This window comes from Pradoshia sp. Z6_59, from assembly GCF_058267515.1.
Genome location: NZ_JBZCPP010000007.1, coordinates 137,022 through 152,555, shown reverse-complemented (window position 1 = coordinate 152,555; position 15,534 = coordinate 137,022). Strand labels below are relative to the sequence as shown.

Here is a 15,534-nt window from a genome sequence, read left to right as displayed (position 1 = left end):
AATAGAATTAAATTGGAAAGGAGGATATCTATGAACACATACGGCAAATTATCTTTATTAACAGTAGGCATCTGTATAGTTTTATCCTATTTTATAACGGATACTATGGCATATCCTAGATTGTTCTTGTTAATGGCTACCATCTTATCTATAGCAGGAATCGTCTTTGCTATTTTATCTAAAAAATGGTAAGCATGATTTTTGGTATCCTTCTAAATGCCCTTATATGGGTTGGCTTTTTTATATTAATATTAGTTGTAGGTATAGGTATAAACTAAAGGGCCCTCCTTGTTGATAGTGTATCAAATTAATAATTTTTAATTGCAGACTGCTCTATCTATTTATAAAAATATTCTTTAGGTAGATATCCTTTTTTATTACGTCTTTCCAATCGGAGCGGCGTTTTATTTTTGCTTTCATAATCATATTTTTAACTAATTTTCTAATGAATGATGGTGCTAACACATAGCGAAAGGATTGGAATTATATACATATAAAAAGCCTTTATAGTTTTGATATAATGAAATCCTCTGTTAATTTAATTGAATAGGCGAAAGGAACACTTAAGATATAAAATGATTAGTTTTAAAAAGAATTTAATAAATAATCAGCGAGTGTTTAAGCAAGTTGCATACTTTTCAATCATATCGCTGGTGTTTATTACCACTATTTTATTTGGTTACAACAGGATGTCGACTCTCTTTAGGAAAGAGGCATCTGAATTATTCCCAACTCATATTTGGCTAGAACATGCTCTATATGAAGATCAGCTTGATACCGAAGAATTAACTGACTTTTTGCAAACTATTCCAAAAGATAACGAGTATATCTATGTTTATAATCAAGATACTCAGTCAAAGGCATTATATTATAAGGACACAACAGTACTTGCCGATGACGTTGAAGGCTTCGATGGTCTTTTATTATTATTGTTAAACAAACTGTTAATGCAAGTCGATATAGGGGATGTCTATAATGTGTTTATTAAACAAAATTTGGATCTGAAATTACTTAATGAAAGTAATTCTATTTTAATCAACATCGGCCATGAGGTTAATACAGATGCTTTTAAGGGTGAGATCGTTACTTACCGTAATGTTAGTAATGCTCTCTTGCAGGAGTTCAAAATAGTGACTATTCAATGCTTGCTATTCATCAGTCTATCAGTGCTTTTAATTTTCATTAACTATAAAATTATGAGAAATCTTTACTATACCCCTCTAATAAAAATGAGAGAACATTTTATGAAAATGTCACGATTTCATTTAGAGAGTTTCGTATACAAAAATCCTGTTATACCAGAAATAGAAAAGACGATTGACGCAGTCAATACGACGATGTTGGAACTGCAGGATGGGATTAAAGAGACCAAATCCTTCCTTGATGAAATGGTTCATGAAATTAAAAATCCAGCCCATAATATTAAGAATGAACTTGAATTGATAGAGGATATGCTACCTGAAGCAGATGAGGAAATGAAACAGAAACTTCAATCCGTTATAAATGAAACGGAAAATATCACTTCCTTATTATCTAGCATAAAAATCATTTATGATATGTATTATTTAGGGGGTTCCCCTCCAGATAGTTGGCTGAATCCAATCGAGAAAATCAAACCTATTTTTGAGGAATATAAGAAAAAATACCCTAATCGAGAATTTCATTTCAAGTATAGTATTAACCCCAATATTCATATATGGATTGACCAAGGTTCAATCGAATTGATGATCAGAAACTTGCTTGATAATGCCATAAAATATTCAAAAGAAGACTCCTCCATCTTTATTGGTATCCGTGAGTATAATCAGACCAAAAAGATCGTTATTGAAGTCATAAATTCTGGTTCGAGTATAGATTATAATAATCTTGGAAAGATTTTTGGAAAGTATTATCGTACAAATTCGGCTAAAGCGCAAACGAGTGGAGCAGGTATTGGACTTTGGCTGATTAATAGTATTGCAGACATCTATAATGCCAACGTACATGTGCAAAGTTCAACAAATACCACAGGATTTGCGATTGCTTTTCAGCATTATAAAATTGTAGAACAAAAATCACTTGAGGATGAAGCGATCTCTTCGTAGGAGGTCGCTTTTTTACGTTTCGTTTCTAAATCTTTTATTTTTAAAAGGAATGATCAGTAAGTGTATTTATAAATAGATTGCTTATTATTTCTGTGAAACTCAGGAGATTTATACGATATATTAATTACAGAGTGTTATTTTCCGCTAGAAGTATAGTAAAATAGACTTATAAAAAGGAAATGAGGGATTATCATGTTTGATAAACTGCTGTCATCCATAGGTATCGGTGCTGCCAAAGTTGATACCAGGCTTGCGAAAAAGAGTTATACTGTCGGGGAGACAATCGAAGGGGAAGTTTTCATCAAGGGAGGAAAAAACGAGCAGGACATTGATAATATCTATTTAACATTAATGACCGACTATGTGGTGGAAGTTGATGATAAAAAGGTAAGACGTTCGGTTGCCTTGGACAAAATCTTATTGACTGAGCGCTTTACAATAGCTCCAAATGAAGATAAAGTGGTGCCATTCCAGATAAATGTCCCTTATGAAGCACCTGTTACAATGGGAAGTACCCGTGTTTGGATTCAAACCGGCTTGGATATTAAAATGGCAATTGACCCTCAAGATAAAGACTTTTTAGATATAAAGCCACATCCGCTTGTAAGAGAATTTATAGATGCTGCAGGAAGATTAGGGTTCCGCTTACGTCAGGTAGATTGTGAAAAGACTCCTTCGTATTTCAGAAACGGCTTACCGTTTGTTCAGGAATTTGAATTCAAAGCTACATCCGGTGAATTTGCGAGAAAACTGGATGAACTAGAAGCTGTATTCCAGCTGACAGAAAATGAAGCAAGAGTTTTACTTCAAATAGATCGAAGAGCAAGAGGTTTCTCAAGCTTTTTAGCTGAATCACTAAACATGGACGAATCCTTTGTTAAATTCACTTTTGATAAGTCGGACATTGGCACGCTAGACCGGACATTGGGAGATATCATTAGAAAATATTGCTGATATATGGGTTCGACCAGTCAGATTCAATAAAATTTGACATGGTTTTTATATTTCGATGAAAGAAACTGCTCACTGGCAGTTTCTTTTTTATATAGAAATCTATTTATTTATAAAAATAGTTAGCTGAGAAATTAGATATAAGTAAATGAAACCAAGGATCTCTTAGTTAAGAATATATCCATAGAGGTAAACTAAGCATTAAGAATGAGGGAAATGTACAGAAGTTTGTCATTTTAACATGGAATAATTGATTCTACATTAAGATAGACCTAAGGGTAATAATGAAGTAAGTACTTATGCCGGATGGAAAAATAAGAAAGATGGATGTATTCTCGAGTGAGAGGAATCTATCTAGATACATCCCCAAAGATCCATCTCCGTAGCCTTCATCAACCTTTCTTTCGTTTTGTTCACTCGCTTTGTGATAAAAAAAGAGGAGGAATGATATGAAAAAAATCACCTCAATTGCATTCAGCACGATGATTACTGTGTCTGCATTTAACACATCCGATGGTCTAATGATGACAAGTGCTAAGGGACATTCCGACAATGCCTCATATTGGGACGAACCAGGTCGAATGCTACCGATACTCCTACCTTCAAATGCCAGAATGGCAGGTATGAAGCAGTCTGCACTTGATGACATAGATGTGACAATCGGCCAATACATCGAAAGCGGCTTAATTCCAGGGGCGGTCACCTTTGTGGCACGAAGCGGTCATATTGTTCAAAAAGCTGCATATGGGTTTGCGGCTCTCTATCAGGATGATGGCTTCACGGAAATTGAAACACCTCTTAAAATGAAAGCGGATACAATTTTTGATATTGCTTCTATAAGTAAGCTTTTTACAACTACTGCGGTCATGATGCTTTATGAGCAAGGAATTTTCCAACTCGATGACCCTGTTGCGTTGCATCTGTCACAATTCGCTGCAAACGGCAAAGAAGACATCACAATCAGACAACTTTTAACCCATACTTCAGGTTTTGCAGCTGGGATGCCTCTTTATATGCAAGAGGGCACTCGAGAAAGTCGCATCCAGTCCGTACTACAACATGGTTTGATTAACGAGCCTGGGACCACCTATTTATACAGTGATTTGAACATGATAACGCTTGGGGCGCTAGTCGAGAAATGGAGTGGTCTCCGGCAGGACGAGTTTGTTAAGAAAGCCATCACAGAGCCGCTTGGTATGAAGGATACGATGTATAATCCTCCGGCAAAATTAAAGAAACGTATAGCTGCAACCGAATATCAGTCAAAGATAGGGAGAGGGCTTGTCTGGGGCGAGGTTCATGATGAAAATGCGTGGTCGCTTGAAGGTGTGGCCGGTCATGCAGGCGTCTTCTCCACAGCCAAGGATTTAGGGATTCTCGCCCATGCATATCTAAATGATGGTAAATACGGTAAGATACGCATTCTAAAGAAGAAAACGATTGACTTAATTATGAAGAACTATAACGCTGAGTTTCCAGGAAATGACCATGGATTAGGCTTTGAGCTTAATCAGGGCTGGTACATGGATTCGCTTTCTGACACATTCACCGGCGGCCATACGGGCTACACCGGTACAGCTCTTGTGATGAGTCCATCTAATCAGACTGTTGCTATTTTACTTACAAACCGGGTACATCCATCCCGAAATACACCTTCCATTAATCCTATCAGACGAACATTCGCTAGAGGTGTGGGAGACAGCATACCTATAAATGTGAAAAAGGGACAAATGGCTTGGTTCGCGAGCTATGGAGATCAATTAGATAACACACTTTCAGCTCAAGTGAATTTAAAAAGAGATGCTTATTTGAGTTTCGATACCTGGTTCCGTATTGAAGAGGAGAGTGATTATGGATATTTGGAAACATCGACTGACGGAAAAGCATTTACAAGTATTCAAAGCTTCACAGGAAAAAGCAATGGATGGGAGAAGAAGAATGTCCTCATTCCTGCCGGCACGAAATTTATTCGTTTTTCCTATAAAACTGATGAAAGCGTGAACGGGCGCGGCTGGTATGTTCAAGACGCAAGCATAAAAACAAATGGAAAGAAGGAACGACTGACCTTCGAGAGCAATGGATTTGAACGTAGAACAGATTAAATGGGGAGGTGCTAATATTGAAAAATAGGAAATGGTTCTTGATTATACTTATGATGAGTGTATTCCTGACGGCCGGATTCAGCAGCCAAACGAAGAAACCAGCTAAGCCAAATGATGGTGTGCGAGATATTGTCATCTATCAAAATCTGCATGAGGTTGATAAAACGATTAGCGGCAACAGTGTCAAAATGAAGGCAGTGAACGTCTACCATGATGGTCATTTTACAAAGACAAATAAGGTAAAATGGTCGGTTGCAAATAAACGTATCGCGAAAATCAGTTCTAATGGAACCTTGACGATTACAGGGAAATCAGGAGTGGCAGTCATTCTTGCAACATCGGGAAAAAAGATAGACACAGCTTTTTTGGTGGTGGATAAAAAGGGAAAGGCCACATTTCGTTCTATCAAGCAGAAACGGTATCAGCTTGCTGATTATGCCGTTAGCAAAATGAAGTTAGAAGAAAAAATCGGACAAATGCTCATGCCTGATTATCGGAACTGGGACGGTAGAAATGTGACGGAAATGCTGCCTGAGATAGAACGGCAAATTAAGGATTATGACTTGGGTGGAGTTATTCTATTCCGTGAAAATGTCGTAACGACTGAGCAAACCGCCCGTCTAGTGGATGCGTATCAGCTTGCCTCCGAGAAATATGGGATGCTCATCTCAATTGATCAAGAGGGTGGAATTGTGACCAGGCTGCAATCTGGAACTGATATGCCCGGCAATATGGCCTTAGGAGCTACACGGTCTGGGACAATCACGAAAGATGTTGCGCGTGCCATTGGCGATGAGCTGGGTTCGCTTGGCATTAATACAAACTTTGCCCCATCGCTCGATGTCAACAATAATAGTAACAATCCTGTCATTGGTGTCCGTTCCTTCAGTGAAGACCCGAAACTTACCGCTGAACTCGGAACTGCTTATATTGAAGGCATGCAGGAAACAGGTACGATTGCAACAGCCAAGCATTTTCCAGGTCATGGAGATACGGCTGTTGATTCTCATGTTGGACTTCCAGAGGTTCCATATGAGATGGAGAGGTTAAAGGAAGTGGAATTATACCCGTTTCAGCAAGTGATGAATTCTGGTGTTGATGCCATCATGACCGCGCATATCACCTTCCCGAAGGTAGATGACACGAAAGTCATTTCCAAAAAGACCGGTGAGGAGGTCTCCGTACCAGCTACTCTATCCAACCGCTTTCTAACTGGGTTGGTTAGGGAGGAAATGAACTATGATGGATTGATCGTTACAGACGCCATGAATATGGGGGCTATCACCGAGCATTATGGAACTGTCGATGCGGCCATCATGTCTGTTAAGGCAGGAACGGACATTGTACTTATGCCTGTTGGATTAGAGGATGTTCGTAATGGTCTACTTGATGCAGTAAAAAATCGTGACATTAAAGTAAAGCAAATTGATGCATCTGTAAAACGGATACTATCACTCAAAATTAAAAGAGGCATTTTTAAGGAAGAATCACCAGAGCCACTTGACGAAAGAATCGAAAAAGCGCTTGAGACTGTTGGTTCACCAGAGCATAAGGCGATTGAGAAAACAGCTGCAGAGAAATCGATTACCCTCGTCAAGAATAACAATCAGATTCTGCCTTTAAATGACGTTGAGGAATCCGGAAAGATTGTTGTTATCGGTATGACATACAACCAAGATTTATATAACGCAATTAAAGAAAAGCATGCAAACACTGAGGAGATTACTCTTCCTTCTAACTATCAACTGACAGATGCACAGAAGGAGCAGCTCCGTCAGGCGGATTATATTATTATTGGCAGCCATACATCAAATGTAGCAATGCGATTACCTACCCATCCTCAAATGCAGAGAATTAATGATATTATCGACAACTATGATGCACCTTCTATAGCTGTTGCGATTCGTAATCCATATGACATTATGTCCTATCCTCAGGTTGATGCATATATCACTCAATATGGTTTCCGTACCGCAAGCTTTAAAGCAACTGCAGCGGCCATTTTCGGTGAGATAAATCCATCTGGTAAGCTCCCAGTCACCATACCGAACGGGCAAGAGGAAATTTTATATCCATTTGGCCACGGTTTATCCTACTAATTGATAACTAAGGAGGCTTCATATGCTGAAGAAAGGTTTCGCAGTCCTATTCACATTAATCATGATTTTATCGACAATTTCTTTCGCCCAGGCAGGTCAAAAGGACAGGCATAAAAAGAAGGATTTAGAACTAGGCGTCGACGTTATTCTAAGTGATAAAAAAGAATTGCTGGAAGGTAAAAGGGTCGGTCTCATCACAAATCCGACGGGTGTAGATCAAGAACTTAACAGCATTGTTGACCGTTTCTATGAGGATGAGGACATCAATCTCACCGCTTTATATGGCCCGGAGCATGGAGTTAGAGGAGACGCACAGGCCGGCAGCTATGTTGATTTCTACATTGATGAAACTACAGGTCTTCCTGTATACAGCCTTTACGGAAAAACTCGTAAACCAACACCGGAAATGCTAAAAGATATCGATGTACTTGTATTTGATATTCAGGATGTAGGCGCACGCTTCTATACGTACATTTACACAATGGCATTAGCGATGGAAGCAGCAAAGGAACAAGGAATCCCATTCATCGTCCTTGATCGCCCGAATCCCCTAGGTGGATTGAAAGTAGAAGGACCAATTCTTGAAGCACCTGAATATGCATCGTTTATCGGGCAATACGAAATCCCGCTCAGACATGGAATGACTGTTGGAGAACTCGCGAAACTATTTAACAAGGAATTTGGCATTGGGGCGGATTTAACCGTTGTAAAAATGAAAAATTGGAAGCGTTATATGAATTATGAAGATACAGGGCTAGAATGGGTGCTTCCATCTCCTAACATGCCGACACTCGACACAGCCTATGCTTACCCGGGTACAGGATTAATTGAAGGAACAAATTTATCCGAAGGGCGTGGAACTACGAAACCTTTTGAATTGCTCGGAGCCCCATTCATAAACGGAACAGAGCTGGCAAAGGAGCTAAACAAGCTAAACTTAAAAGGTGTTCAATTCCGAGCAGCCTCGTTCACGCCAACATTCTCGAAGCATAGTGGAATCCTAACCCATGGTGTTCAGGTTCATATAACAGACTATAATGATTTCGTGCCTCTTGAGGCAGGTCTTCATATCATCAAGACCATTCATGACATGTATCCGGATGATTTCGAATTCCGTGCAGAGGACAGCAAAGGAATTTCCTATTTCGACTTGCTTGTCGGCAATGGCTGGATTCGAGATGATATTGAAGCAGGTAGATCCGTAAAACAAATCAAGCAGAAATGGGAAAATGATTTGAAAGACTTCATGAAGCTACGCTCTAAATATTTGCTGTATAGATAAGGGAGGGGAGCTTGAAGGTTTATGCCTTTGAGCTCTTTTTTTGTGGAGAAAATGAGAAATAGAGAAAAAATACACGGAGTACGAGAATTTTAATTACATGTGTAAAATTTATCTATGTGAACAGCTGCTAAAAAAGAAAAAGTGAGTGAAGGCTTGTTTCCTTATTGTTTCTTTACTTCAACACAACTATATGAAAATGAGACTTCCCAGTCATATAAGTTAATAGAAGGCAATAGTTAGGTTGTAAGATCTATCACAAAAGGTTATGAATATTACAAATTGATCGTACATTATGATAAAATTAGGTATATAGTACTAGATAAAAATACAATTGAAGGAGCGAGGGAAAATGAACAAGATAAAAGATATTTTATTTAAACAACGTATACTATTATTAGTAATCATAGTTGTATCACTTATTTTTGTATCATTTTTCATTGGGAATACAAGCGCTTCAACAAAAATTGACCAAGAAAAGTTAAAATATGATGAAATCAATCAAAAGATAAAAGAAAAAGAAGAAGAATTAGACAAAATAAAGACTGATATAGAGATTACTCAGTCTAATTATGATTATCTTTTTGAAGAGTATGAGGAAGCATTAAGTATTATCGATGAAAAAGATACAGCTTTACAAGAAAAGAATGCAGCTTTAGAAGAAATAGAGAAAGCACAAAATGAAGTCGATAAATTAAAAAAGCAAGAGGATGATTTGAAACAGTCATTAAAGGATAAAGAGTCTGAATTAAATTCCTTAACTGGTAAAATACAAGAAGCTAAAGGGCAACCAAAAGTATTAAGTGCAGGTAAATTCACAGTAGGAAAAGACATTCCTGCAGGAAGATATAAAGTAACGCCAAATGGCCAATCACCTGGTAACTTTTTTGTTAATGATGGTATGGATGTGAACATAATCTTAGGTTCTGGTGATTTTGGTGAATCAGAATATGTATTTGAAGCTTTTGAGGGTGACGAGATTGAATTAACTATATCAGCCAAATTTACACCTATTGAATAATAAGTTAATAAATATGAAATTTAAAAAAACCGGATTCTACGAGTCTGGTTTTTTGTTATCGTCAAATCACTTTAATTCCTCTAACTAGTATACCGCTAGTTAATTACTCAATATTATCTCCTATAATTAGCTGTTTTCCTAAGCAACACTTTAACTAAAAATCACTTACATATATTTAAGCAATGAATTAAAGGAATAGCTTTGTGGTAATGTAATGATATGTGTAAATTAACTGAGAAGAAGGTGATGATGTCCATATGTCAAATAATAACAAACCAAATAGACTAATAAATGAGAAATCACCATACCTTTTACAGCATGCTTATAACCCTGTTGACTGGTATCCATGGGGACCGGAGGCTTTTGAAAAAGCGAAACAGGAGAATAAGCCTGTGTTTGTGAGTATAGGATATTCTACTTGCCATTGGTGTCATGTGATGGAGAGGGAAAGCTTTGAAGATGAAGAAGTGGCGTCGATTATAAATGAGCGGTTTATTTCCATAAAGGTAGACCGAGAAGAACGACCTGATTTGGATTCGATTTATATGTCCGTGTGCCAGGTGATGACGGGACAAGGCGGTTGGCCGCTCAATGTGTTTTTAACTCCTGATCAGGTCCCCTTTTATGCGGGAACCTATTTTCCTAAGCATAGCCGGTATGGTCGTCCTGGAATAATAGATGTGATTACTCAGCTACACGATACGTATATTAATGAGCCACATAAAATTGAAATGACGGGTGAGCGGATTAAAGATGCGATTATGCCAACGAAACAGGAGACATCGAGTGAGAAATTAACGATGACTGCAATCAATGCAGCCGTTCAACAATTTAAGCGGGTATTTGATGAACAGTACGGCGGGTTTGGATCGGCTCCAAAGTTTCCTACTCCACATAATTTAATGTTCCTACTGCGTTACTATCATATGACGAAGGATCAGGAAGTATTGAATATGGTAGTAAAGACATTAGAAGGGCTATCAAGAGGTGGGATTTACGATCATATCGGATACGGGTTTTCTCGCTATTCCACTGATGAACTATACTTAGTCCCACACTTTGAAAAGATGCTATATGATAATGCCATGCTCTTAATGGCATATACAGAAGCCTATCAGGTTAACGGAGAAAATTCGCATAAAGTGATTTCTGAACAAATCATCGAATATGTTTTACGGGACATGCGACATCCTGATGGCGGATTTTACTCAGCTGAGGATGCAGATTCAGAGGGTGTGGAAGGGAAATTCTATATATGGGACTACTTTGAAATCTTTGATCACCTCGATGAAGACGTAGCAGAATTATATTGCGCTGTTTATGATATAACCCCTGAAGGAAACTTTGAAGGTGAAAATATTCCGAATCTAATTCGTGAACCAATTGACTCATTTGCTGCTCATAATGATTTAGATCCAGCAGAGGTTCGTAAACAACTGGAGGAAGCAAGGAAAGTCTTATTTAATGTTCGCGAGGAGCGGGTTCATCCACATAAGGATGACAAAATATTGACTGCCTGGAATGGATTAATGATTGCCGCTCTAGCCAAAGCTGGTAGAGTTTACAATCATAATGAAGCACTGGATGCAGCAAAAAGTGCTATCCAATTTATTGAACAGAATTTAATCGTGGACGGAAGAGTTATGGTCCGATACAGAGATGGTGAGGTTAAGCAGGAAGGATTTATAGATGACTATGCGTATCTTCTTTGGTCTTACATTGAACTCTATGAAACGACATTTGATTTATCCTATCTCAATAAAGCAAAAACACTTACGCATCAAATGATTGAATTATTTTGGGATGAGGAAAATGGTGGATTCTATTTCTATGGAGAGGATAATGAGGAATTGCTGATTCGTCCAAAAGACGTATATGATGGAGCATTACCATCCGGCAATAGTGTCGCAACCTTGCAAATGCTGAGGCTGGCTCGTTTAACTGGTGAGTTTTCATTAGAGGATAAGGTACAGAACGTTTTTGACGCATTCGGAGATGATGTCATTCACTACCCAATGGGCCATACCTATATGTTAATGACGTATTTGACGACCCAGATGAAAATGAAAGAAGTCGTTGTATTGGGAAGCGCGGATTCAGAGAATAAAGTTATTTCACATTTACACAAGGAGTTTCATCCACACTTAACCTATCTGGCAAACGAGGATTCCTCTTTATTTAGTGGTGTTGCTGATTTTGCGGCAGGTTATTCCATGGTTAATGATCAGGCAACCTATTATGTATGTGAAAATTTTGTTTGCCACAGACCGTTGACCAGTGAAGATGAAGCAATCGAGCTTATAAATGGCGACAAAGAGTCATAAGTTTTATTAAATAACAGCTGCGCTGGCTATATAAAATATAGGATAAAATAGTACATCATGTTTGGTGTGCTATTTTATTTTGTGTCTTTCCACTACTAATTGTCTCATCTATGATTTATTTATATTATAATGAATGTAAATATTCTATAAATTAAATAAATTGAAATTGAGGGATTTTATGAAAACAATTCAGTGGGGTATTATAGGACTTGGTAACATTGCAGAACGTTTTGCAAAAACAGTGAAAGCAATGGATGGCGTTACTTTAAAAGCAGTCGCATCCAGGACGAAGGATCACGCGCTCGAATTCGGCCGGAAATACGAGGTTGAAGAAAAATTTTGCTATGGTACATATGATGACCTAATACAGGATGAACAAATCGACGCCATTTATATTGCTGTGCCACACCCTTTTCATAAAGAAAATGCGATTCGTTGTTTAAACCATGGAAAAGCTGTGCTTTGTGAAAAGCCTGTTACAATGAATAAAGAAGAAGTTCAGGATGTCATTCATGCAGCCAAAGAGAATAAAGTCTTCTTTATGGAAGCGATGAAATCACGCTTTATGCCAGTTAATAAAGAAATAAGAAAGCTCGTAAAGGAAGGTGCTATTGGAGAGCCTACTTTCATGAGAGCAGAACTCGGCTTTAAAGGGGAATTTGATCCGAAGGGACGGATATTTAACCGAGAACTGGGCGGTGGAGCTTTATTAGATATCGGTATTTATCCTATCTCATATTGCGCTTATTTACTTGGAAATAAACCAAAATTGGTTCAAAGTTCATTACAATATGGAGTTACAGATGTAGATGAGAATGGAACTGTACAATTAAGCTATGATAACGGATTATTTGCTCAAATTTACTGTACGATAAGGGCAAATACACGAAAAGATGCAAGTCTATTAGGCACAGATGGCAGTATTTATATACCGTATTTTTCAAATGCCCAGTCCGCAACAGTCACCACGGCAAATAAAGAATGGACGATTGAAGAACCTTTTGAATTTACTGGATTTGAATATCAAATTCGCGAGGTCGGCCGATGCCTTCAAGAAGGAATGCTTGAGAGTCCACAAATGACTTGGCAGGATTCTATTGAAGTCATGGATATCGTCGATCAAATATTTGCTAATAATGTTTTGAAAGGTTGAGAAGAGAGCCATTAGGCTCTCTTTTTTTAGAGGATTTATTGATTACGAATTGTATTAAATAAATTAAGTCAAGAAAATGGGCAGTAGGGTCACGATTAAACCAACCACTAATAATATCGTTCCAAAAATACGAGATAACAATTCTTCGTCACCTGAGATACCGTTCCACAAAACAAGATTCACTAAGAAGAGGGCTTTATTCCTTAATACCAAAAAACCAATAAACATAATAAAAATACCAATGATGATGGCTGTTAAAGTCTCCATTTTCATTCACCTCCGAAAATATACTTCACACTCTTCTTTATTCATTTTAACATATATATCCAATTGTTCTTATGAGTATGAAGGATTGAGAAGGGCTGTTTATTTGCTCGATAACCCTAAAATGACAAAGATAATAAAAAAATTTTAAAAAAATAAGAACGAAAACCTACCATATATGCGAAAAAAAAACTTGACATAATGGAGCCGCTGATCTCCACTATATTGTTTATTGATTTCTAGCGCGGGTATACCTTAACTGTGAAGCAAGAATCATTCGAACAAAAAATGCTAGGAGGAATTTAACATGAATAAAACAGTATATGGAGTTTATACACAAAGTGCAGAAGTCGTACAGGCTATTAATAGTTTGAAAGCAAAAGGGTATGATGGTTCTGATATTACTGTCGTCGCAGATAATGCAAACAGATTGGATTTAATGGGAAATTACATGATAGATAAAGATGTTAAAACAGTATCAAATGATGAAGATTCCTTTATGGATAAAGTAGCAAAATTCTTTACACTGGATACCAATAATCCAGTTGAAGAAACAATGAGAACGGACTATGGTTTTACTTCTGAAGAAAGCGCACGCTATGCAGAAGAAGTGAACAACGGAAAAATTTTAGTTCTTGTTGATCAGGATGCACAGCTTGGAGATACAATGGGCATGGATCGTACTGAAGATGTGAATGTAGGAGCAAATGCTTCAGCCGCTCTTAATACAACTGATCGTTTGGCGAATGATGATACATTAACTGACGAAGAAAGAAGAATTAAACTTCGCGAAGAACGTTTAAACGTTGATAAAAATGAAGTGAAAACCGGAGAAGTAATTGTTAATAAAGAAGTAACGGAAAGACAAAAAGAAGTTGAAGTACCAGTGGACCATGAAGAAGTTTATATTGAACGCCGTAAAGTAACAGATCAAGATACAGCAAATCATTTGGGAGCTATCACTGACAATGAAGAAATCCGTATCCCTGTGACAGAGGAAAGAATTGAAGTGACTAAAAAACCAGTTGTGACTGATGAGATTGTCATCGGTAAAGAAAAAGTTACAGATACCAAAACGGTTCAAGATACCGTTAAAAAAGAAGATGTTCATGTTGACAAGGATGGTAATCCATTTGTAAATGATCATAATACAACTACTCGTATGGAAGGTGCTTCTGTACAGGATTCATCGTTAACAGATGAAGATACAGACCGTTTAACTACAAAGCCATATCAAAAAAATACGATTGATACGGATAATCTTTAAGATTAATATAGAAAAAGCTGTCTCATTAGAGGCAGCTTTTTTTATATTAAAGACTTTTTAACTTGGCATTGAGTTTATTTACATATTCCATCAATGCTTGATACTCCTCGATGTCTAATCCACATTCCTCAATTTTTGACTTAATGGAATCAATGATAGTATTTTTTTGCTTATATGCTTTTTCTTGCAGAGAGATCATCTTCATGCGTTCGTCCGTCTTAGATCGTTCTTTTATCAGCCATCCGCTATGCTGCATCCTTGAAATAATGGGATTTAACGTCCCAGTTCCCATATTCAGCTTTTGTCCAAGCTCTTTCATTGGAACTTGATCTTGCTCCCATAAGCTCAATAATACTAAGTATTGAGGATATGTTAAGCCAAATGGCTTTAAAACATTAGAATATAGCCTCGTAAATTCATTGGTAGTTTCGTATAAAGCGAAGCATAACTGTTTATTTAATGTAACTTCCTTCTCCATAACCTATCACTTTTCCAATTCTTCCATGATATCTTTCGTAATTTTTTCGGGAGCGGTGGTTGGAGCATAACGCTCGATAACCTGACCTTTTTTATCAATTAAAAATTTAGTGAAGTTCCATTTAATTTTTTTGCTAAGGAGACCTTTCTGTTCAGTCGTTAAATACTGAAAAAGCGGGTCAGCATGATCACCATTTACATCAATTTTCGAAAAAATCGGGAATGTAACACCATAGTTTATTTGGCAAAACTCGGTCGTTTTATTAATATCATCATATTCCTGACTATTAAATTGGTCGCATGGGAAACCTAATACTTCAAACCCTTGGCTGTTAAATTTCTCGTATAACTCCTGAAGTCCTTTAAATTGAGGCGCCAGCCCACATTTACTGGCTGTATTAACGATAAGGAGAGGCTTTCCTTCATAATCTTTCAAAGACTGCATTTTGCCATTTGTCTTTTTTACTTCAAAATCGTAAACACTTTTCATCATATTCCTCCTTTTATATCGTG

At 37.4% G+C, this 15,534-nt stretch carries 13 protein-coding genes; 10 read left to right on the top strand and 3 right to left on the bottom strand.

Features of this window, described 5'->3' with window-relative positions; genetic code table 11:
• Positions 1–30: 30 nt before the first annotated feature.
• The 9 genes from AC4D4B_RS09615 to AC4D4B_RS09575 all read left to right on the top strand — a co-directional run bounded on the left by AC4D4B_RS09615 (position 31) and on the right by AC4D4B_RS09575 (position 13,013).
• Positions 31–192, top strand: coding sequence for a hypothetical protein (locus AC4D4B_RS09615; protein ID WP_490999807.1), 162 nt, complete (start codon positions 31–33; stop codon positions 190–192).
• Positions 193–653: 461 nt separating this feature from the next.
• A complete protein-coding gene (locus AC4D4B_RS09610) occupies positions 654–2,084 on the top strand; it encodes a sensor histidine kinase (protein WP_490999806.1) in 1,431 nt (476 codons plus the stop codon).
• A gap of 192 nt (positions 2,085–2,276) precedes the next feature.
• Entirely contained in the window at positions 2,277–3,038 is a 762-nt protein-coding gene (locus AC4D4B_RS09605; protein ID WP_490994554.1) for a sporulation protein, read from the top strand.
• A 446-nt stretch (positions 3,039–3,484) separates the two neighbouring features.
• Positions 3,485–5,137, top strand: a complete 1,653-nt coding sequence (locus AC4D4B_RS09600) for a serine hydrolase domain-containing protein (RefSeq protein ID WP_490999805.1) — start codon at positions 3,485–3,487, stop codon at positions 5,135–5,137.
• An 8-nt stretch (positions 5,138–5,145) separates the two neighbouring features.
• Entirely contained in the window at positions 5,146–7,236 is a 2,091-nt protein-coding gene (locus AC4D4B_RS09595; RefSeq protein ID WP_490999804.1) for a glycoside hydrolase family 3 protein, read from the top strand.
• Positions 7,237–7,261: 25 nt separating this feature from the next.
• Positions 7,262–8,518 (top strand): exo-beta-N-acetylmuramidase NamZ family protein, encoded by a 1,257-nt coding sequence (locus AC4D4B_RS09590; protein WP_490999846.1) that lies wholly within the window; start codon positions 7,262–7,264, stop codon positions 8,516–8,518.
• Between the two features lie 349 nt (positions 8,519–8,867).
• Positions 8,868–9,536: a hypothetical protein gene (locus tag AC4D4B_RS09585; RefSeq protein ID WP_490999803.1), complete on the top strand. Its 669-nt coding sequence runs from the start codon at positions 8,868–8,870 to the stop codon at positions 9,534–9,536.
• 257 nt (positions 9,537–9,793) lie between these two features.
• The gene (locus AC4D4B_RS09580; protein WP_490999802.1) at positions 9,794–11,860 is read left to right on the top strand and encodes a thioredoxin domain-containing protein; all 2,067 of its coding nucleotides are present in this window, start codon (positions 9,794–9,796) and stop codon (positions 11,858–11,860) included.
• A 178-nt stretch (positions 11,861–12,038) separates the two neighbouring features.
• Positions 12,039–13,013: a Gfo/Idh/MocA family protein gene (locus AC4D4B_RS09575; RefSeq protein ID WP_490999801.1), complete on the top strand. Its 975-nt coding sequence runs from the start codon at positions 12,039–12,041 to the stop codon at positions 13,011–13,013.
• 63 nt (positions 13,014–13,076) lie between these two features.
• Here AC4D4B_RS09575 and AC4D4B_RS09570 read toward each other — a convergent pair whose 3' ends face one another.
• Positions 13,077–13,280: a hypothetical protein gene (locus tag AC4D4B_RS09570; RefSeq protein ID WP_490999800.1), complete on the bottom strand. Its 204-nt coding sequence runs from the start codon at positions 13,278–13,280 to the stop codon at positions 13,077–13,079.
• Between the two features lie 304 nt (positions 13,281–13,584).
• Here AC4D4B_RS09570 and AC4D4B_RS09565 point away from each other — a divergent pair, with 304 nt between their 5' ends.
• Entirely contained in the window at positions 13,585–14,544 is a 960-nt protein-coding gene (locus AC4D4B_RS09565) for a YsnF/AvaK domain-containing protein (protein ID WP_490999799.1), read from the top strand.
• Positions 14,545–14,590: 46 nt separating this feature from the next.
• Here the strand turns inward: AC4D4B_RS09565 and AC4D4B_RS09560 are convergent, their stop codons facing one another.
• Both AC4D4B_RS09560 and AC4D4B_RS09555 read right to left on the bottom strand, forming a co-directional pair.
• The gene (locus AC4D4B_RS09560) at positions 14,591–15,022 is read right to left on the bottom strand and encodes a MarR family winged helix-turn-helix transcriptional regulator (protein WP_490999798.1); all 432 of its coding nucleotides are present in this window, start codon (positions 15,020–15,022) and stop codon (positions 14,591–14,593) included.
• A 6-nt stretch (positions 15,023–15,028) separates the two neighbouring features.
• A complete protein-coding gene (locus AC4D4B_RS09555; protein WP_490999797.1) occupies positions 15,029–15,511 on the bottom strand; it encodes a glutathione peroxidase in 483 nt (160 codons plus the stop codon).
• Between the last annotated feature and the right edge of the window lie 23 nt (positions 15,512–15,534).